This is a genomic window from Streptomyces arenae (assembly GCF_022343545.1).
GTDB lineage: Bacteria > Actinomycetota > Actinomycetes > Streptomycetales > Streptomycetaceae > Streptomyces > Streptomyces humi.
In genome coordinates, this window is sequence record NZ_JAKQYH010000019.1 from 49737 (window position 1) to 68214 (window position 18478).

Here is an 18478-nt window from a genome sequence, read left to right on the forward strand (position 1 = left end):
CAACTCCCTACAGAGTCAATTAAAGGCTTATGCCTTTTGCCTGTTGCGGCGGTTGTTGATGAGCATCGATGCCAGCACGAACAGTACGGCGACCAGGAACATGGCCGTACCGATGACGTTGATCTGGACGGGCGTGCCGCGCTGCGCCGAACCCCAGACGAACATGGGGAAGGTGACGGTGGAGCCCGCGTTGAAATTGGTGATGATGAAATCGTCGAAGGAGAGCGCGAAGGAGAGCAGCGCGCCCGCCGCGATTCCGGGGGCCGCGATGGGGAGCGTGACCCGGACGAACGTCTGCACCGGTCCGGCGTAGAGGTCCCGGGCCGCCTCCTCCAGGCGCGGATCCATCGACATCACGCGCGCCTTGACCGCGGTGACGACGAAGCTGAGGCAGAACATGATGTGGGCGATCAGGATGGTGTAGAAGCCCAGCTGGGCGCCCATGTTGAGGAACAGGGTGAGCAGCGAGGCCGCCATCACCACCTCGGGCATCGCCATCGGCAGGAAGATCAGCGAGTTCACCGCGCCGCGCGCCCGGAAGCGGTAGCGGACCAGGGCGAAGGCGATCATCGTGCCGAGCAGGGTGGCGCCGATCGTCGCCAGGGCGGCGATCCGGAGGCTGATGGAGAGCGAGCCGCACATGTCGGCGACCCCGCACGGCTGCTTCCAGGCGTCGAGCGAGAACTGCTGCCATTCGTAGTTGAAGCGCCCCTTCGGTTTGTTGAAGGAGAACACCGTGACGATGACGTTCGGAAGGAGGAGATATCCGAGGGTCAGCAGTCCCGCGATGACGACGAGGTTTTTCTTGAGCCACTTGACGAAGGGCATTTAGACCAGATCCTCCGTCCCGGACCGGCGAATGTAGATCGTGACCATGGCGAGGATCGCGGCCATGAGGATGAAGGACAGCGCGGCCGCCGTCGGGTAGTCCAGGATCCGCAGGAACTGCGTCTGGATCACGTTTCCGATCATGCGGGTGTCGGTCGAGCCGAGGAGTTCGGCGTTGACGTAGTCACCGGCCGCCGGGATGAAGGTCAGCAGCGTGCCGGAGACCACGCCCGGCATCGACAGCGGGAAGGTGACCTTCCGGAACGTCGTCCACGGCTTGGCGTACAGGTCGCCGGCCGCCTCGTGCAGCCTGCCGTCGATCCGCTCCAGCGAGGTGTAGAGCGGCAGGATCATGAACGGCAGGAAGTTGTACGTCAGACCGCAGACGACGGCCAGCGGTGTGGCGAGCACGCGGTCGCCGGCCGTCCAGCCGAGGAAGTCGGTGACGCTCAGGACGTGCAGCGAGTTCAGTACGTGCACGACCGGACCGTTGTCGGCGAGGATCGTCTTCCAGGCCAGGGTGCGGATCAGGAAGCTGGTGAAGAACGGCGCGATCACCAGGATCATGATCAGGTTCCGCCAGCGCCCGGCGCGGAAGGCGATGAGGTACGCCAGCGGGTAGCCGAGCAGCAGACACAGGACCGTGGCCGCGGCCGCGTAGAAGACGGACCGCAGGAACTGCGGCCAGTACTCGCTCAGCGCGTCCCAGTAGGTCGCGAAGTGCCAGGTGACCTTGTAGCCCTCTTCCAGGGAGCCCGTCTGCACGGACGTGGACGCCTGGTAGATCATCGGCAGCGCGAAGAAGACGACCAGCCACAGGATGCCGGGCAGCAGCAGCCAGTAGGGCGTGAGCCGGCCCCGCTTGCGCGGTGGCTTCTTCGTCCCGGGTTCGGCGGGCGCCAGGGGCGGCGGCGCCTCGGAGAGCGTGGCCATCAGGCGGCCTCCTCCTCGGTGCCGGCGTCGATGTCCTGGGCGGCGTCGAGACCGAAGGTGTGGGCGGGGCTCCAGTGCAGGACGACGTCGGCGCCGGGGACGAGCCGTCCGTCGCGCTCGATGTTCTGCACGTACACCGCGAACTCGTCGCAGACCGGGCTGTCGATGACGTACTGCGTGGAGACGCCGATGAAACTGGCGTCGGCGACCTTGCCGGTGATGCGGTTGCGGCCCTCGGGGATGGAGCCGGCGTCGTCCGCGTGGGTGAGGGAGATCTTCTCGGGCCGGATCCCGACCAGCACCTTGCCGCCGGTCGTGGTCGGCGCCGAACATCGCGCCTCGGGGAGCACCAGCTTCCCGCCGCCGGCCTTGAGGACGATGTCGTCCCCGCTCTTCGTGTCGACCTCGGCCTCGATCAGGTTCGAGGTGCCGAGGAAGTTCGCCACGAACGTGGTGTTCGGGTTCTCGTAGAGGTCGGCCGGCGAGCCGAGCTGCTCGACGCGCCCCGCGTTCATCACGGCGACCGTGTCGGCCATGGTCATGGCCTCCTCCTGGTCGTGCGTGACGTGCACGAAGGTGATGCCGACCTCGGTCTGGATGCGCTTGAGCTCCAGCTGCATCTGCCGGCGCAGCTTCAGGTCGAGGGCGCCGAGCGGCTCGTCGAGGAGCAGCACCTTGGGGTGGTTGATGAGCGCGCGGGCCACCGCGACCCGCTGCTGCTGGCCACCGGAGAGCTGATGCGGTTTCTTGCGGGCCTGCTCGCCGAGCTGGACCAGCTCCAGCATGTCCTCGACCTGCTTCTTCACGCTCTTGATGCCGCGCCGGCGCAGGCCGAAGGCGACGTTCTCGAAGATGTCGAGGTGCGGGAAGAGGGCGTAGGACTGGAAGACCGTGTTCACCGGCCGCTTGTAGGGCGGCAGATGGGTGACGTCCTGGTCGCCGAGGTGCACGGTGCCGCTGGTCGGCTCCTCCAGTCCCGCGATCATGCGCAGGGTGGTGGTTTTGCCGCAGCCCGAGGCACCGAGGAGGGCGAAGAAGGAGCCCTGCGGCACGGTCAGGTCCATCGGCTGTACGGCCGTGAAACCGTTGTCGTAGGTCTTGCCGATGCCGGTGAGGCGGACGTCGCCGCTGCTGTCTTTCGTCATGGTGTCGTCACGCCCCTGTGAGCTTCGCGAACTTCTGCTGGTAGGCCGTCTCTTCCTTCGAGCTGAGCGCCCGGAAGGCATGGGACTTGGCCTGCATGGCCTTGTCGGGGACGATCAGCGGGTTGCTCGCCGCCCCCTTGTCGATCTTGGCGAGGTACGGCTGCACGTCCGCGACCGGGCTGACGTAGTTGACGTAGGCGGAGAGTTCCGCGGCCGGCTGGGGCTCGTAGTAGAAGTCGATGAGCCGCTCGGCGTTCGTCTTGTGACGTGCCTTGTTGGGGATCATCAGGTTGTCGGTCGACGTCATGTAGCCGCTGTCCGGGAGGACGTAGGCGACGTCCGGGTTGTCGGCCTGGAGCTGCACGATGTCACCACCCCAGGCGACGCAGGCGGCGAGGTCGCCCTTGCTGAGGTCAGAGGTGTAGTCGTTGCCGGTGAAGCGGCGGATCTGCCCCTTGTCGACGGCCTTCTGGAGGCGGGCGATCACCGCGTCGTAGTCGTCGTCGGTGAACTTCGCCGGGTCGATGCCCATGTCGAGCATGGTCATGCCGACGGTGTCGCGCATCTCCGTCAGCAGTCCGACCCGGCCCTTGAGCGCGGGGTTGTCGAGCAGGTCGGAGACCGACTTCACCTCGACGCCGTTCAGTGCCTTCTTGTTGAAGGCGACGACGGTGGAGATGCCCTGCCAGGGGTACGAGTAGGCGCGGCCCGGGTCCCAGTCGGGGCTGCGGAACTGGTCCGACAGGTTGGCGAAGGCATGCGGCAGGTTGGACGCGTCCAGCTGCTGGACGTAGCCGAGCCGGATCATCCGGGCGGCCAGCCAGTCGGTGAGGACGATCAGGTCCCGGCCGGTGTCCTGGCCGGCGGCGAGCTGCGGCTGGATCTTGCCGAAGAACTCGTCGTTGTCGTTGATGTCCTCGGTGTACTTGACGGTGATGCCGGTCCGCTTGCGGAACTCGTCCAGCGTGGGGTGGGTCTTGCCGCTGTCGTCCACGTCGATGTACTCGGGCCAGTTGGAGAAGTTGACCACCTTCTCCTGTGCCGAGTGGTCGTCGGCGGAGACACCGCCCTGGGTCTTGCCTGCCGCGGGGATTCCGCAGGCGCTCAGCGCCCCGGCACCGCCCACCGCGAGCGCGCCGCCGAGGAACGAACGGCGGCCCAGGGCGGCCCGGCCGGTGCGGAGGCCGCGCCGGATGGCGGCCATTTCGACCGGGGTAGGGCGGTCGGGCTCGTACTGCCTCATGCGCTTGATGCCCTTTCGGGAAGACGGCCGTTCACCGAGCGGCCGGAGGTATGACTATCGGTCCCCGAAGATCGTGCGGTGCCAGTCCTTCCGGGCCACCGCCGTGTTGTCGAACATTACGTGCTTGACCTGGGTGTACTCCTCGAACGAGTACACCGACATGTCCTTGCCGAAGCCGGACGCCTTGTAGCCGCCGTGCGGCATCTCGCTGATGATCGGAATGTGGTCGTTGACCCATACGCACCCCGCCTTGATCTCGCGGGTCGCTCGGTTGGCCCGGTAGACACTGCCGCTCCACGCGGAGGCGGCCAGTCCGTACGGGGTGTCGTTGGCCAGCCGGATGCCCTCATCATCACTGTCGAACGGCAGGACGACCAGCACGGGCCCGAAGATCTCGGCCTGGACGATCTCGCTGTCCTGCGGTGCGTCGGCGATCAGGGTGGGCCGGTAGTAGGCGCCGCTCTTGAGCTCGTCCTGGGGCGGCTCGCCGCCGGTCACCACGCGCGCGTAGCCGCGCGCCCGCTCCACGAACCCGGCGACGCGGTCCCGCTGCGCGTGCGAGATCAGCGGCCCGAGGTCGGTGCCGGGGGCGAACGGGTCACCGAGCCGGACGGTCTCCATCAGCGCGGCGGTCCGCTCCACGAAGGCCTCGTAGAGCGGCCGCTGCACATACGCGCGCGTGGCGGCGGTGCAGTCCTGCCCGGTGTTGATGAGCGAACCCGCGACGGCCCCGTGGACGGCGGCCTCCAGGTCGGCGTCGTCGAAGACCACGAAGGGTGCCTTGCCGCCGAGCTCCAGGTGGAGCCGCTTGACGGTCGCCGTGGCGACCTCCGCGACCCGCTTGCCGACGCCGGTGGAGCCGGTGAAGGAGGTCATGGCGACGTCGGGATGGCCGACGAGGTGCTCACCGGCCTCCTTTCCGGTCCCGGTGACGATGTTGATCACACCGTCGGGGATCCCGGCGAGGGTGGCGGCCTCCGCGAAGAGCAGGGAGGTGAGCGGGGTCAGCTCGGCAGGCTTGAGCACGACGGTGTTGCCTGCGGCGATCGCCGGGAGGATCTTCCAGGCGGCCATCTGGAGCGGGTAGTTCCAGGGCGCGATCGACCCGACGACACCGATGGGCTCACGGCGTACGTACGAGGTGTGGTCGCCGGAGTACTCGCCGGCCGCCTGTCCCTGGAGGTGCCGGGCGGCGCCCGCGAAGAACGCGGTGTTGTCGATGGTCCCCGGCACGTCGAACTCGCGGGTCAGCTTCAGCGGCTTGCCGCACTGCAGGGACTCGGCGCGGGCGAACTCCTCGGCGCGGTCGGCGAGCACGGCGGCGAACCGGTGCAGCGCGTCCGACCGCTCGCCGGGGGTAGCTCCGGCCCAGCCGGGGAAGGCGTCGCGGGCGGCGGCCACGGCGGCGTCGACGTCCGCCGTACCGGCCAGCTCGTACGTGTACACGTCCGTGCCGGTGGCCGGGTCGACGACCGCGTGCGTACGGCCTGACGTGCCCTTGGTGAACCGTCCCGCGATGTACTGCGCGCCGCCGGCGAGCCGCTCCTGCGCGGGGAAGGTCTCCGGGGTGGCGGTGCCCGGGTTGTCCATGTCGCTTCTCCTCCGCCGTGTACCCGTCCCGAGGGGTGGGTGGCGTAGCTCCAGCTGGATTTGACTGCCGATCCTGACAGAGCAAGGGGAGTCCAACAAGTGATTCCGTTGTTGCCTTTTGGTTACGCGACGGAATCTGTCGACCAGGTGTCGAGTGGGAACCGGAAAGGCGGGACGGAGTGTCAGTGGTGCCTGCCAGACTGGCGTGCATGGCGAGGATCGATTCTGTGGAAGCCCTGATCAGGGCGGTCCGGGCGGGGGCCAGGATCAAATACCTGCACTTCTGGGGGCACCGCCCGAGGCCGGACGGGCAGGTCTCGGCGAGCTGTCTGAGTCAGTGGTGGCCGTCACCCTTCGTGGTCGACGGTGTCGAGTACGCGACGGCCGAGCACTGGATGATGGCAGGCAAGGCGAGGCTTTTCGCGGACCCGGAGGCGGAGCGCCGGATCCTGGCGGCGGGACATCCCGCCGAGGCCAAGAAGGCGGGCCGGCTGGTCCGGGGCTTCGACGAGGCGGTGTGGCAGCGGGAACGCCTCGGGATCGTGACCGAGGGCAGCGTGCACAAGTTCACGGCCGACCACGCGCTCCGCGACTTCCTGCTGGCGACCGGCGACCGGGTCCTGGTGGAGGCGAGCCCGGTGGACCGGGTGTGGGGGATCGGCCTGGCGGCGACGGACGAGGGGGCCGACGACCCGGCCAGGTGGCAGGGGTCGAACCTGCTGGGATTCGCGCTGATGGCAGCGAGAGAGCGCCTGACGACGGACGGGCCCGGCCCGGCGTAGGGGAGGCGGGGCGGCAGACGGTGGGGAGGCCCTGGGAGCCGGCCAGCCCCGTCAGCCGGCCAGCCCCGCGAGCCAGCTAGTCCTGGGAGCCGGCTAGTCCTGGGAGCCGGCCAGCCCCGCGAGCCGGCTAGTCCTGGGAGGTGGCTAGTCCTGGGAGCCGGCGAAGACGATCAGGGCGATGAACGCGGCGGTCAGGACCAGCCCCGCCGCCCCGCAGATGATCCCGGCCAGCGCCTGTCCGGCGTTCGTGGCCTCCCCGCGCCTGACCCGCGCCCGCCCGAGCACGCCGAGGATGATCGCCAGCACCCCCGTCACCACGGCGACCGGCACCATGCAGAACCCGATGGCACTGACGATCCCGGTGATCATGCTGGCCGTGCCCATCCCGTTGTTGGGCGTGAGCTGCGCACCGGGCCAGCCTCCGTACCCGCCGGGGCCACCCGGGTACGACGGCAGTGGCGGACCGGGGTAGCCGTAGCCCGGGGCCGCCGGCACCGGGCCGGGAGCCGGTGCGCCGGGGTAGCCGTACGGCACCTGCCCGGGGCCGTCCGGGGCTATCGGAGGAGGCGGTACGGCCACGCCCTGCGGCGGGGCGGGCGGGGCGTAAGGGCTCGGCGCGGCCTGGGGACCGGGCGCCGCGAAGGGGTTGGCGGGCGGCAGAGCGGACTGGGACGGCGCCGCGAAGGGATTGGCGGCGGGCGGCGGAGGGGTGTCGGAGGGGGCCGCGAAGGGGTTGGCCCAGGCCTGGGGCGCCGCGTCGGCGGGCACCTCGGCGCCCGGTACCGCGGCGACCGTCCGCTGGTCGTGGACCGACGGCCCGGTGGGCACGTCATGGACGGTCGGCTCGGCCGGTCCCGGGGCCCCCGGCCCGACCGACAGCACCGTCTCGCCGGGGCCGCCCGGGGTCGCGGGGGCCGGCCACGCGCGCGAGGTGTCGCCGGCCGCCGCGGGGTCCGCCGCCGGCCCGGCTCCCTCCGCCGCGTCCGCTCCCTTGTCCAGCCGTATCCTCGGAGCCTCAGGCGCCTCGTCAGCCATCTCGCGATGTCCCCTCTCCCCCACGTCTCCCCCACGTCTCCCCGACGTGTCCCTCACGCGTGCCGCCGTCATGCTACGGCCCGAGCACGTCGGACGCCGGTCCGGCCTACCATGACCCCGGACCACTGATCAGCCGATCACCGCGCGAGGGGCGAGCTCGCGGCCGTACCGCGGCCGCCGGCGGCCCCCCGCGCCGTTCCGGGGAGGAACCCTTGACCGACCGCCACGCCGAACCCGCCGCCCTGCGCGATGTGCACGCCTTCGTCGCCGGACTGCCCAAGGCCGAACTGCACGTCCACCACGTCGGCTCCGCCTCCCCCCGCATCGTGTCGGAACTGGCCGCCCGGCACCCCGACTCCAAGGTGCCCACCGACCCCGAGGCTCTGGTCGACTACTTCACGTTCACCGACTTCGCGCACTTCATCGACGTCTACCTGTCGGTCGTCGACCTGATCCGCACGCCCGAGGACGTCCGGCTGCTGACCTACGAGGTGGGCCGCGAGCTGGCCCGCCAGCAGGTGCGCTACGCCGAGCTGACGATCACCCCCTTCTCGTCCACCCGGCGCGGGATCGACGCGCGGGCCTTCATGGACGCGATCGAGGACGCGCGGAAGGCGGCGGAGGCCGAGTTCGGGACCGTCCTGCGCTGGTGCTTCGACATTCCCGGCGAGGCAGGTCTGGAGGCCGCCGAGGAGACGGTGCGGCTCGCCACCGACGACCGGCTCCGGCCGGAGGGCCTGGTGTCGTTCGGGCTCGGCGGCCCCGAGATCGGGGTACCGCGGCCGCAGTTCAAGCCGTACTTCGACCAGGCGGTCGCGGCCGGCCTGCACTCCGTCCCGCACGCCGGTGAGACCACCGGCCCCGAGACGGTCTGGGACGCCCTGCGCGAACTGGGCGCCGAACGCATCGGCCACGGCACCAGCTCCGCGCAGGACCCGAAGCTGCTCGCCCACCTCGCCGAGCACCGGATCGCGCTGGAGGTGTGCCCGACCTCCAACATCGCGACGCGCGCGGTCCGGACCCTCGAGGAGCACCCGATCAAGGCCTTCGTGGACGCCGGTGTCCTGGTCACGGTCAACTCGGACGACCCGCCGATGTTCGGCACGGACCTGAACAGCGAGTACGTCGTCGCCGCCCGCCTCCTCGGCCTGGACGAGCGCGGCATCGCCGACCTCGCCAAGAACGCGGTCGAGGCGTCCTTCCTGGACGAGCCGGGCAAGGCGAGGATATCGGCCGAGATCGACACGTACACGAAGACGTGGCTCGCCCCCTGATGAACCGCTGCCGGGCCCTGAGAACATGGGCCCATGCAGACCGTGACCGCCGTGGCCCATCGCGGCGACCCCTACCGTCTCCGTGAGAACACGCTCGACTCGCTGCGTTCCGCGCTCCGCCGGGGCGCGGACGCGGTGGAGATCGACGTACGCCTCACCCGTGACGGCGTCCCCGTCCTCCTGCACGACGGCACCCTCAAGCGGCTGTGGGGACACGACCGACCGCTGACCGCCCTGTCGGCGGACGAGGTCCGCGGTCTCACGGAGGGCGGTGTCCCGACGCTCGCCGAGGCGCTGGCGGCGACGGAGGACAGCCGGGTGATGATCGACCTGCCCGGGGCCCCGAGCGAGCGGGCGGTGGCCAGGATCGTGGCGGTGGCCCGCGAGTGCGGCGCGGCGGACCGCGTCTACTACACCGGGGACGCCCCGTCGATGCTGGCGGTGCGCGCGGCGGACACGGCGGCCGAGATCGCCCTGACCCGCACGACGCTGGCCCCGGTCCGCCCCGTGGTCCTGGACGCGATCCGCCCCCGCTACCTCAACTACCGCTTCACCCTGCTCGACCACGCCCTGACCGAACACGTCCACCGCGCCGGCCACCTGGTCTCCTGCTGGACCCCGGACACCCGCCGCTCCCTGCGCCGCCTGCTGGACCTGGGCGTCGACTCGATCACGACCAACAGGGTGGACCTGCTCGACGCGCTGCGCTGAGGCGCCCCAGCCACGCCCCGCCCGCCGGCCCGCCCTAGACCCGCGAACGCTGGGGCACGGTCGAAGCGTCGGCAGGCGTCTTCCGCGTCACGTACTGCGGAACCGGCGCCGCGTCGGTCCCGTCGTCCCGCACCAGCCCGTACCGGACCGCCCCGGCAGGCGGTCCGTACAGCACGTCCTTCTCCACCGCGTCCCACGACGACGGGAACACGCTCAACCCGTAGTCCGCCCCCCGCTCGTTCACGGTGAGCGACACACTCCCGTCGACGTAGAAGTACTCGTTCTGCCACATCTGCTGCGCGCCGGACGGCAGCACCGCGTAGCCCACCGCCGAGTTGCCCATGCCCGTCGCGGAGGTGTCCGTGGTGCTCACCCGGTCGTCCATCCGCCGCCCGCCCCCGGACGCCACATGGAAGAGCTTCCCCTTCAACCCGGTCCAGGACGGCATCACCAGACTCCCGGCCCGGTACTGCGGTGAGATCTGCCAGCGGACCAGCACATAGCCCCGCCCGCTGAGGGTGACGCTGTCTCCCCGGTGGTTCAGCACGGCGTGCGCCCCGCCCGTACTGGTGATCCCCGACTCGGGCCGGTGCGGCAGCGCCCCCGGCCGGGTGTCCGGGTCCGGCGCCCTGTCGACGGCGTCGACGACCGAGCCGTAGACCCCGGCACGGCCCGACGCCGACGCCGACGTCGACGGTGACGGCGACGGGGACGGCGAGGCCGAAGGAGACGGCGCGGCTGTGGCCGGCCGGGTCGTCGCGGGCCCTCCGTCGGTGACCACCGCCGTCGGTGACACAGCCGTACGCGGCGCGCTCTCGCCCGGCGTCTGTACGACGACGTACGCGCCGCCCGCCACGATGGTCGCCCCCGCCGTCACCGCCACCGCCGGTTTGGTCAGCGCGCCGAGCACCTTCGCCGACCACCCGGCGGACGTCACCGAGGCCGCCACCGCCGTCTTCCCGCCGAGCGCCAGCGACAGCGTGAAGCCCACCGGCACGGGCACCAGCGCGATTCCGGCGAGCAGCCGTTCCGCCGGTACGACGGAGTCGCGGCTGTCCGAGCAGTAGCCGCAGCCCCGGATGTGCCGGGCCAGCCGCTTGCGCCAGACCGAGTCGGGCCGCCCGTCCCAGCGGGCGGTCAGCTCGCGCAGCCCGGGGCAGGCCCCGTCCAGCGCGCGCACGATGCCGCGTGAGGTCTCCAGCCTTTCCTTCAACCGCTGGACGCGGACGGCGGCGTGCTGCCGGCTGATGCCGACGGCCGCCGCCAGTTCGCGGCGGGTCAGTTCGCCCGAGACCTCCAGCCACCACAGCGACACCAACTGCCGGTCCTCCGGGTCCAGCCAGCGCACCGCCTCCGCGACCTCCCGCCGCTGGCCCTCCAACTGAAGGCGCAGCACCGTCAGTTCGGCGAAGTCGGCGGTGCCGTCCGGGACCTGCTCGTCCAGTTTCCGTTCCGGTCTGCGGCGGGCCCGGTCCCGTACCTGCCGCATGGCGATGGCCACCAGCCAGGACCGGAAGCTGTCCGGGTCGCGGAGGGTGCCTAGGCTGCCGACGGCACGCAGCATGGTCTCCTGGACGACGTCGTCGACGTCGGCATGGCCGTTGAGGGCGCGGCCGACGACGTTGTAGACCAACGGCAGCCAGCCCTCGACCAGTTCGTCCAGCGCCCGCCGGTCACCCGCCTGCGCGGCCGCGACCGTGGCCCGCCACTGCCGCGGCACCCGCACGTCCGTCCTCATGACCGCACCCTCTCAGCCCGGGCGGTGGGCTTGGCAATGTCGGGGATCACAGAGTGGAGACGGAGCGAGGCGTTCCGGGATAACACTTTTTCCGCACCGGGGTACCCGCCGCCGACACCCCCCTACGGGCGAACCCTGGTAACTCCCTTATGAGTAGCGCAAGTTGGCGGGACGAACATCAGGGATCCGCGTCCTCCTCGCCGAGGATCCGGCCGGCCGCCGGGCGCCAGGAGGATGAACGCGCCCGTCACCCGACGCCCCCTTGGAGCCCACGTATGCGCGTCCACTCCCGGACCACCGTCCTCACCGCCTCCCTCGCCCTGGTCCTCGTGGCCGGCCCCCTGGCAGCCCCTGCCCTGCCCGCATCGGCCTCCACCACATCGGCGTCCACCACATCGGCCGCCTTCCCCGCCGCGGCCGCGCTGCGTGCCGCGATCACCGGGCTGCCCAGCGCGGACGCCACCGCCGCACTCGTCCGGGTCGGCGGCACCGACGGGGTCTGGCGCGGAAGCGCGGGCGTGCGCGACCTGGCGACGGGCCGGGCGGCGGACCCGGACGCCCGCTTCCGGGCCGGTTCCACGACGAAGGTGGTGACCGCGGCCGCCGTGCTGGCACTGGCCGCACAGGGCCGCATCGACCTGGGCACCCCGGTCCAGCACTACCTCCCGGGCCTGTTCACCGGGGCTTTCGCGCCCATCACCGTACGGCAGCTGCTGAACCACACCAGCGGCATCCGGGCCGGCGACGGCTGGGGCGACTCCTTCGACGCGCAGTACGCGCACCGGTTCGACACGCTCACCCCGCAGCAGGTCGTGCGGTCGGCGGTGGCGAAGGGACCGGAGTTCGCCCCGGGCGCCCGGCAGGACTACCTGAACATCAACTACACGGTCCTCGGGCTGCTGATCGAGAAGGTGACCGGGCGGTCGTACGCCACCGAGGTCACCCGGCTCGTGCTGCGCCCCGCCGGGATGCGGGACAGCTACTTCCCCGGCACCGACCCGCGCATCCGCGGCCCGCACAACCACGGCTACCAGAAGGTGACGCGGGCCGACGGGACCACGTCCCTCGTGGACGTGACCGACTGGAACCAGGCGGACCGGTTCGCCGCCGGGGACATGATCTCCACGACGGCGGATCTGGAACGGCTGCTGACCTCCCTGTTCCGCGGGCGGATCGTGCCGCCGGGACCGCAGCTGGCGGAGATGTTCACGGTCCCGGCGCACATCGCGGGGGCCACCTACAGCGCCGGGCTCCAGCGGTTCGAGTACGAGGGGCAGGTGTACTGGCTCAAGTCGGGCGCCCGGTACGGGTACAACGCCCTGGTCCTCGGCACCCGGGACCTGAGCCGGACGCTCGTCTACTCGGTGAACGCGACCGACGCGAAGGGCGAGGACATGAACCCGGTGGCCCAGCGGATCGCCCTGGCGGCGCTCGGCAGGCAGGCACGTCAACCGCAGTGAGAGACCGGACCGGTACGTACGGCACCGGGCTCGTCCCTGCCCGGTGAGCGGGGCCTTCAGGGCAGAGACGCGGATCGTCCGGGCCGAGTGAGCGGAGCCACTCTCCCAGGACGGCGGATCCGGGCGTAGCATGTGAACGAAACAGTTTCGTTCACGGAACGGACCTCGCATGGAACCTCGCGTGGAACCCCGCAGGGAGAAGGCAGGCATGGTCTCCGTACTCGTCGTCAACGACCAGTCCCTCCAACGCCTCGCCCTGCGGATGCTGCTGACCGCCGAGCCCGGCCTGACGGTGGTCGGGGAGGCGGCGGACGGTGACGCGGCGATCCGTGCGAGCGCCGCGCTCCGCCCCGACGTCGTGGTGATGGACAGCAGGCTGTCCCGTGCGGACGTCATCGACACCGTCCGGCGCATCAGCCGTCCGGCCGGCGTCACCCGTATCGCGGGGCTCCCCGGCGAGGAGCCGGCCGCCCCCCGGGTGCTGGTGCTGACCGCCGCCGACCGGGAGGCCGACGCCTGGGCGGCGCTGCGCGCGGGAGCCGGCGGCTTCCTGCTCAACGACGCCGACCCCGCGGAACTGACCGCGGCCATCCAGGTGGTGGCCACCGGGGACGCCGTCATCACGCCCGGTCTGACGCGGGCGCTCATCGACGCCGTCCGCCGGCAGCACACCGTCCGCCCGCTCCCCCGCACCGCGGGGCTCGGGGCCCTCACCCGGCGCGAACGCGACGTCCTGATCGCCGTCGCCTCCGGCTGGACCAACGCCGAGATCGCGCAGTGGCTGTCCATCGCCCCGACCACCGTGAAGACGCACGTCAGCAACGTCCTCGCGAAGATCGGCGCCCGCGCCCGGGTGCAGGCGGTGACCTTCGCCTACGAGTCGGGACTGATCCGCCCGGCCACCCGGGGGGCGACGGCGGCGGCCTAGAACGCGCGGCCGCCGAGCGCCTCGAGGAACGCCAGCGGGTTCCAGTACTCGCGGTACCTGACGATCAGGCCGTCCTCGAAGGTCACGAACGTCGCGTAACTCATCTCGAAGCCCGACCCGGTGATGCCCCGGCCCAGCCTCGTCGAGCGCGCCCCGGTCAGCTTCGGGCTCTTCGCGCTCTCCCGCGAACTGCACGGCTACGGTGCCGAACTCCTGCTCAGGCTGGGCCTGCACCCCGGCCAGGAGCTGATCCTCATGCGGCTCTTCGACCGGGACGGCCAGACCCAGGCCGAGTTGCAACAGGCCGTCGGGCTCGACCACTCCACGGTCTCGCGGTCGATCCGCCGCATGGAGGACGCCGGCCTGGTCACCCGCGCCCGCGCCGAGCACGACCGGCGGGCCGTCGTCGTCTCCCTCACCGCCGACGGCGAGGCGCTCCGCCGCCCGGTCGCCGACCTGTGGACCACCCTCGACCGCCTGGCCACGGACACCCTGCGCGGATTGCGGGGCGCCGACTTCCTCAGCACGGTCGCGGCGCTGGAGCGCACCTACGCGAACGCGCGGCGCGGCTGACGCCGTACACCCAGGTGGGCTCGCATACATGTCTTTCACGCATGGATCACTGCCTTTTCAGGCATTGGACGTATGTGTCGGCCACGGCCGAGGCTGGTGGGGAGCACCGATCCGCCGGAAGTGACGAGGAGCCGATCATGACGACCCAGTGGAACGCCGACGAGGGGCGGGTCGAGACCACCGACCGCGGCAGGGCCGTACTCTCGCAGCCCCGTCTGAACCGGGGCACCGCCTTCACCCCCGAGGAGCGGCGCGAGCTGGGTCTGACGGGACTGGTGCCGCCGGCGGTGCTGACGCTGGAGCAGCAGGCCGAGCGGGCGTACCAGCAGTACGCGGCGCAGCCGACCGACCTGGCCAAGAACGTCAACCTCACCGCCCTGCACGACCGCAACCAGGTGCTCTTCTACCGGCTGCTCTGCGACCACCTCGAGGAGATGCTGCCCATCGTCTACACCCCGACCGTGGGCCGGGCGATCCAGCGCTACAGCTTCGAGTACCGGCGCCCGGCCGGGGTGTACCTGTCGGTGGACGCGCCGGAGGACATCGAGGGCGCGCTCACCGCCGCCGGCCTCGGCCCCGACGACGTGGACCTGATCGTCGCCACGGACGGCGAGGCGATCCTCGGCATCGGCGACTGGGGCGTGGGCGGCATCGACATCTCGGTGGGCAAGCTCGCCGTGTACACGGCCGCCGCCGGCATCGACCCGAACCGCACCCTGGCGGTCATGCTGGACGTCGGCACCAACCGGCAGGAACTCCTGGAGAGCCCCCTCTACCTCGGCAACCGGCACCCGCGCGTCGACCGGGAGACGTACGACGCCTTCATCGACGCCTACGTCACCACCGCCCGCCGCCTCTTCCCGGGCGCCCTCCTGCACTGGGAGGACTTCGGTCCCGCCAACGCCCGCCGCATCCTGGACCGTTACCGCCCGCAGGAGTTCACCTTCAACGACGACGTCCAGGGCACCGGCGCCGTCAACCTGGCCGCCGTGCTCTCCGGGGTGAAGGCCAGCGGCACCCCGCTGCGCGCGCACCGGGTGGTGATCTTCGGCGCGGGCACCGCCGGGATCGGCATCGCCGACCAGCTGCGGGACGCCATGGTCGCCGACGGGCTGAGCGCCGAGGAGGCCGGCGCCCGCATCTTCGCCGTCGACCGGTACGGCCTGCTCACCGAGGACCAGGACGAGCTGCGCGACTTCCAGGTCGGGTACGCCCGCCCGGCCGCCGAGGTCGCCGACTGGCAGCGGGACGAGAAGGTGGGCGGCATCGCGCTGGCCGAGGTCGTCGAGCGGGTCCGGCCGACGGTGCTGATCGGCACCTCCGGGCAGGGCGGCGCCTTCACCGAGGAGATCGTCCGTACGATGGCCGCGCACACCGAGCGCCCGATCGTGCTGCCGATGTCCAACCCGACGGACCTGGCCGAGGCGGTCCCCGCCGACCTGCTGGCCTGGACGGAGGGGCGGGCGCTGATCGCCACCGGCAGCCCGTTCCGGCCGGTCGAGCAGGACGGGGTCGTGTACCGGATCGGGCAGGCCAACAACGCGCTGATCTTCCCCGGGCTCGGGCTCGGCGCGATCGTCGCGCGGGCCACCCGGGTCACCGACGGGATGCTGGTGGCCGCCGCGCACGCCGTCGCCGACCAGACGGACACCGACGGTCCGGGCGCGCCGATCCTGCCCCTCACCGACCAGTTGCGCGAGACGTCGGTGGCCGTCGCGGTGGCGGTGGCCCGCGCGGCGGACGCCGACGGGGTGGCCCGCGCGACCGTGGACGCCACGATCGAGAACCACGTCAGGACAACCATGTGGCAGCCGACGTACCCACCCGTCAAGGCGGTCTGAGACCCCGGCCACGCCCAGGAGGGCCCACCCGCCACGGAACCCCGACCGCACCCCGACGCCCCTGCGGCCGAGAAGCCGGCGACTCCTGGGAGGTCATGCGGCGGAGCAGCTCGGCCGGTCGTCGCGGTCACGCGGCTATGAAGCCGACCGCACCCCGGAGGGACCACGCGCCGTGGAAGCTCGACCGCTCCGGGGCGGTCATGTGGCTGGGAGGCCCGGCGGCTTCCAGGAGGGGCATGCGCCTCGGCGGACCAGCCGTTGGGCGGAGGGCATGCGTCGGGGTTCTGGACCGGGCTCCTTCCATGCGGCGGGAGAATGGGACGATGGATCTCCAGGTACTGCGCTCCTTCCGGGCCGTGGCCGAAGGGGTGACGGTGACCGAGGCGGCGGCCGAGGCCCACATCACCCAGCCCGCCCTGTCCCGGTCCCTGCGCCGACTGGAGAACGAGGTCGGCGCGGAGCTCTTCCAGCGCGTCGGCCGAGTCCTCCGGCTCACCCCGGCCGGGCGGGTGTTCAAGGAGCACGTCGACACCGTGCTGGACGCCTACGACCGCGGCCGGCGGGCCGTGGCCGAGGTCGTCGACCCCGACACCGGCGTGGTCTCGCTGGCCTTCCTGCACACCCTCGGCACCTGGCTGGTACCGAGGCTGGTCACCGGGTTCCGGCAGCGGTTCCCCGCCGTCCGGTTCGAACTCCACCAGGCCGACGAGAACGGCCTCGCCCAGCACCTCCTGGACGCCACCGCCGATCTGGTCATCACCGGCAAGGACCCCGGGCTCCCGCTCATCACCTGGCGCCGGCTGCTGGTCGAGCCGCTGTGGCTGGCGGTCCCGGCCCGGCACCGGCTCGCCCAGCGTCGCCGGGTCCGACTGGCCGAGGTGGCGGCCGAGCAGTTCGTCGTGCTCAAGCCCGGTTACGGCCTGCGCAGTGTCACCGAGACCCTGTGCCGGCAGGCTGGGTTCAGCCCGCTCGTCGCCTTCGAGGGTGAGGAGGTGGAGACGCTGCGTGGTCTGGTGGCGGCGGGTCTCGGGGTGTCCCTGATCCCGGCCTCGCCGGACGCCACGGCGGCCCCGGACACCAACCCGGACCTCCCCGTCCGCTACCTAAGCCTCACCGACGTCCGGGCCACCCGCGACATCGGCATCGCCTGGCCGTCCTCCCGCCCCCTGCCCCCGGCCCCCCACCGCTTCCTCACCCACGCCCTCGACACCCCCACGACAACCTCCCCCCAGTGATCTCCCTGCACTGAAGGGAAAATGATGGGTTTGGTGAGGGGTAATTGATGGGTTCGGGGGTTTCGCCGGGTCCCCTCGCGGTCCTAGCGTTACCGGCACGTGAACGGCCTCGCCGTTGGACCACCCGACCGGACCACCGAAAGGCCGCGGCATGAGCACTCCTTCCCTGAACCGGATCGCCGGCGCGCCCATCTCCTGGGGCGTCTGCGAAGTACCCGGCTGGGGCCACCAGCTGGCGCCCGAGCGAGTGCTGAAGGAGATGCGCGAAGTCGGCCTGGCCGCCACCGAGTTCGGCCCCGAGGGCTTCCTGCCCGCCGCCCCCGACGCGATGGCCCGGGTCCTCGCCGACCACGACCTGCACGCGGTCGGCGGCTTCACACCGCTGCTGCTGCACGTCCCCGGGCACGACCCCCTGCCCGAGGCGGAGCAGCTGCTCGAGGGCTACGCCGCCTCGGACGCCGAGGTCCTCGTCCTGTCGGCGATCACTGGCCAGGACGGCTACGACTCCCGCCCCGAACTCGACGCCGAGGGCTGGCGGCTACTGCTGTCCAACCTCGACCGGCTGACGGCGCTGGCCGCGGAGCGCGGCGTCAGGGCCGTCCTGCACCCGCACGTCGGCACGATGATCGAGAACGGTGACGAGGTCCGCCGGGTCCTGGAGCACTCGGCCATCTCCCTCTGCCTCGACACCGGCCATCTGCTCATCGGTGGCACCGACCCGGCCGAACTGACCCGGCAGGCGCCCGAGCGGATCGCCCACACGCACATGAAGGACGTGGACGCCGCCCTCGCCGCCAAGGTCCAGTCCGGCCGTCTCAGCTACACCGAGGCGGTCCGGGCCGGGATGTACCGGCCGCTGGGCGCCGGCGACGTCGACGTGGAGGCCATCGTCGGCCACCTCAGCGCCCGCGGCTACGACGGCTGGTACGTGCTGGAGCAGGACACCATCCTCACCGCGGAGCCCAAGGAGAAGGGTCCGGTCGACGACGTCTGGGCGAGCGCCGAACACCTGCGCTCGGTCCTGCGCGGCGCCGCTTCCTGATCACACCGGACAGCCTCACGATCGCCGACGAGGACACCGCCGTGTACGACGCCTCGCGCGACGCCGCCGTGTACGACGCCTCGCGCGACGCCGACGGGAACGCGGCGGCGCGGCTGTGGC

Annotated in this window: 16 protein-coding genes and 1 pseudogene; 9 read left to right on the top strand and 8 right to left on the bottom strand. The window is 71.5% G+C overall.

Features of this window, described 5'->3' with window-relative positions; translation table 11 throughout:
• Positions 1 to 27: 27 nt before the first annotated feature.
• Genes MB828_RS11165 through MB828_RS11185 form a run of 5 tightly spaced genes read right to left on the bottom strand, consistent with a single transcriptional unit; the run spans position 28 to position 5739 of the window.
• Entirely contained in the window at positions 28 to 828 is an 801-nt protein-coding gene (locus MB828_RS11165) for an ABC transporter permease (protein WP_046731832.1), read from the bottom strand.
• Positions 829 to 1761, bottom strand: a complete 933-nt coding sequence (locus MB828_RS11170) for an ABC transporter permease (protein WP_301648015.1) — start codon at positions 1759 to 1761, stop codon at positions 829 to 831.
• A complete protein-coding gene (locus MB828_RS11175; RefSeq protein ID WP_133027358.1) occupies positions 1761 to 2906 on the bottom strand; it encodes an ABC transporter ATP-binding protein in 1146 nt (381 codons plus the stop codon). The genes MB828_RS11170 and MB828_RS11175 overlap by 1 nt, the downstream gene beginning before the upstream one ends.
• Positions 2907 to 2913: 7 nt before the next feature.
• On the bottom strand, positions 2914 to 4149 hold the full coding sequence (locus MB828_RS11180; RefSeq protein WP_301648016.1) for an ABC transporter substrate-binding protein: 1236 nt from the start codon (positions 4147 to 4149) through the stop codon (positions 2914 to 2916).
• A gap of 54 nt (positions 4150 to 4203) precedes the next feature.
• Entirely contained in the window at positions 4204 to 5739 is a 1536-nt protein-coding gene (locus MB828_RS11185; RefSeq protein WP_301648017.1) for a gamma-aminobutyraldehyde dehydrogenase, read from the bottom strand.
• Between the two features lie 209 nt (positions 5740 to 5948).
• On the opposite strand from MB828_RS11185, the gene MB828_RS11190 reads away from it, so the two are divergent.
• Complete coding sequence (locus MB828_RS11190; protein WP_301648018.1) at positions 5949 to 6521, top strand: NADAR family protein; 573 nt, start codon at positions 5949 to 5951, stop codon at positions 6519 to 6521.
• 144 nt (positions 6522 to 6665) lie between these two features.
• On the opposite strand, the gene MB828_RS11195 is transcribed toward MB828_RS11190, so the two are convergent.
• Positions 6666 to 7556 carry a DUF4190 domain-containing protein gene (locus tag MB828_RS11195; RefSeq protein ID WP_301648019.1) on the bottom strand — a complete coding sequence of 297 codons (891 nt, stop codon included), beginning with the start codon at positions 7554 to 7556 and terminating at the stop codon, positions 6666 to 6668.
• A gap of 136 nt (positions 7557 to 7692) precedes the next feature.
• Between MB828_RS11195 and MB828_RS11200 the strand changes: the two are divergent.
• Both MB828_RS11200 and MB828_RS11205 read left to right on the top strand, forming a co-directional pair.
• Positions 7693 to 8830 (top strand): annotated as a pseudogene (locus MB828_RS11200) (adenosine deaminase).
• 33 nt (positions 8831 to 8863) lie between these two features.
• Positions 8864 to 9541 carry a glycerophosphodiester phosphodiesterase gene (locus MB828_RS11205; RefSeq protein ID WP_133027353.1) on the top strand — a complete coding sequence of 226 codons (678 nt, stop codon included), beginning with the start codon at positions 8864 to 8866 and terminating at the stop codon, positions 9539 to 9541.
• A 34-nt stretch (positions 9542 to 9575) separates the two neighbouring features.
• On the opposite strand, the gene MB828_RS11210 is transcribed toward MB828_RS11205, so the two are convergent.
• Positions 9576 to 11279 carry an RNA polymerase sigma factor gene (locus MB828_RS11210; RefSeq protein ID WP_301648021.1) on the bottom strand — a complete coding sequence of 568 codons (1704 nt, stop codon included), beginning with the start codon at positions 11277 to 11279 and terminating at the stop codon, positions 9576 to 9578.
• A gap of 275 nt (positions 11280 to 11554) precedes the next feature.
• On the opposite strand from MB828_RS11210, the gene MB828_RS11215 reads away from it, so the two are divergent.
• Both MB828_RS11215 and MB828_RS11220 read left to right on the top strand, forming a co-directional pair.
• Positions 11555 to 12739 (top strand): serine hydrolase domain-containing protein, encoded by a 1185-nt coding sequence (locus MB828_RS11215; protein ID WP_301648022.1) that lies wholly within the window; start codon positions 11555 to 11557, stop codon positions 12737 to 12739.
• A gap of 208 nt (positions 12740 to 12947) precedes the next feature.
• Complete coding sequence (locus MB828_RS11220; RefSeq protein WP_133027392.1) at positions 12948 to 13667, top strand: LuxR C-terminal-related transcriptional regulator; 720 nt, start codon at positions 12948 to 12950, stop codon at positions 13665 to 13667.
• On the opposite strand, the gene MB828_RS46830 is transcribed toward MB828_RS11220, so the two are convergent.
• A complete protein-coding gene (locus MB828_RS46830) occupies positions 13664 to 13771 on the bottom strand; it encodes a nuclear transport factor 2 family protein (RefSeq protein ID WP_430381358.1) in 108 nt (35 codons plus the stop codon). The two genes, MB828_RS11220 and MB828_RS46830, sit on opposite strands and share 4 nt — an antisense overlap.
• 19 nt (positions 13772 to 13790) lie before the next feature.
• Here MB828_RS46830 and MB828_RS11225 point away from each other — a divergent pair, with 19 nt between their 5' ends.
• The 4 genes from MB828_RS11225 to MB828_RS11240 all read left to right on the top strand — a co-directional run bounded on the left by MB828_RS11225 (position 13791) and on the right by MB828_RS11240 (position 18358).
• A complete protein-coding gene (locus tag MB828_RS11225; protein WP_301648023.1) occupies positions 13791 to 14240 on the top strand; it encodes a MarR family winged helix-turn-helix transcriptional regulator in 450 nt (149 codons plus the stop codon).
• Between the two features lie 137 nt (positions 14241 to 14377).
• On the top strand, positions 14378 to 16081 hold the full coding sequence (locus MB828_RS11230) for an NAD-dependent malic enzyme (RefSeq protein ID WP_301648024.1): 1704 nt from the start codon (positions 14378 to 14380) through the stop codon (positions 16079 to 16081).
• A 323-nt stretch (positions 16082 to 16404) separates the two neighbouring features.
• Entirely contained in the window at positions 16405 to 17316 is a 912-nt protein-coding gene (locus MB828_RS11235) for a LysR family transcriptional regulator (RefSeq protein WP_301648025.1), read from the top strand.
• A gap of 151 nt (positions 17317 to 17467) precedes the next feature.
• Positions 17468 to 18358 carry a sugar phosphate isomerase/epimerase family protein gene (locus tag MB828_RS11240; protein ID WP_301648026.1) on the top strand — a complete coding sequence of 297 codons (891 nt, stop codon included), beginning with the start codon at positions 17468 to 17470 and terminating at the stop codon, positions 18356 to 18358.
• Positions 18359 to 18478: the final 120 nt, after the last annotated feature.

Bases quoted from the DNA above. Each gene is read 5' to 3' on its own strand.
- MB828_RS11170 (WP_301648015.1), bottom strand. From the start codon at position 1,761: ATGGCCACGCTCTCCGAGGCGCCGCCGCCCCTGGCGCCCGCCGAACCC.
- MB828_RS11230 (WP_301648024.1), top strand. From the start codon at position 14,378: ATGACGACCCAGTGGAACGCCGACGAGGGGCGGGTCGAGACCACCGAC.
- MB828_RS11190 (WP_301648018.1), top strand. From the start codon at position 5,949: ATGGCGAGGATCGATTCTGTGGAAGCCCTGATCAGGGCGGTCCGGGCG.
- MB828_RS11240 (WP_301648026.1), top strand. From the start codon at position 17,468: ATGAGCACTCCTTCCCTGAACCGGATCGCCGGCGCGCCCATCTCCTGG.
- MB828_RS11180 (WP_301648016.1), bottom strand. From the start codon at position 4,149: ATGAGGCAGTACGAGCCCGACCGCCCTACCCCGGTCGAAATGGCCGCC.
- MB828_RS11165 (WP_046731832.1), bottom strand. From the start codon at position 828: ATGCCCTTCGTCAAGTGGCTCAAGAAAAACCTCGTCGTCATCGCGGGA.
- MB828_RS11235 (WP_301648025.1), top strand. From the start codon at position 16,405: ATGGATCTCCAGGTACTGCGCTCCTTCCGGGCCGTGGCCGAAGGGGTG.
- MB828_RS11225 (WP_301648023.1), top strand. From the start codon at position 13,791: ATGCCCCGGCCCAGCCTCGTCGAGCGCGCCCCGGTCAGCTTCGGGCTC.
- MB828_RS11205 (WP_133027353.1), top strand. From the start codon at position 8,864: ATGCAGACCGTGACCGCCGTGGCCCATCGCGGCGACCCCTACCGTCTC.
- MB828_RS11215 (WP_301648022.1), top strand. From the start codon at position 11,555: ATGCGCGTCCACTCCCGGACCACCGTCCTCACCGCCTCCCTCGCCCTG.
- MB828_RS46830 (WP_430381358.1), bottom strand. From the start codon at position 13,771: ATGAGTTACGCGACGTTCGTGACCTTCGAGGACGGCCTGATCGTCAGG.
- MB828_RS11175 (WP_133027358.1), bottom strand. From the start codon at position 2,906: ATGACGAAAGACAGCAGCGGCGACGTCCGCCTCACCGGCATCGGCAAG.
- MB828_RS11185 (WP_301648017.1), bottom strand. From the start codon at position 5,739: ATGGACAACCCGGGCACCGCCACCCCGGAGACCTTCCCCGCGCAGGAG.
- MB828_RS11210 (WP_301648021.1), bottom strand. From the start codon at position 11,279: ATGAGGACGGACGTGCGGGTGCCGCGGCAGTGGCGGGCCACGGTCGCG.
- MB828_RS11195 (WP_301648019.1), bottom strand. From the start codon at position 7,556: ATGGCTGACGAGGCGCCTGAGGCTCCGAGGATACGGCTGGACAAGGGA.
- MB828_RS11220 (WP_133027392.1), top strand. From the start codon at position 12,948: ATGGTCTCCGTACTCGTCGTCAACGACCAGTCCCTCCAACGCCTCGCC.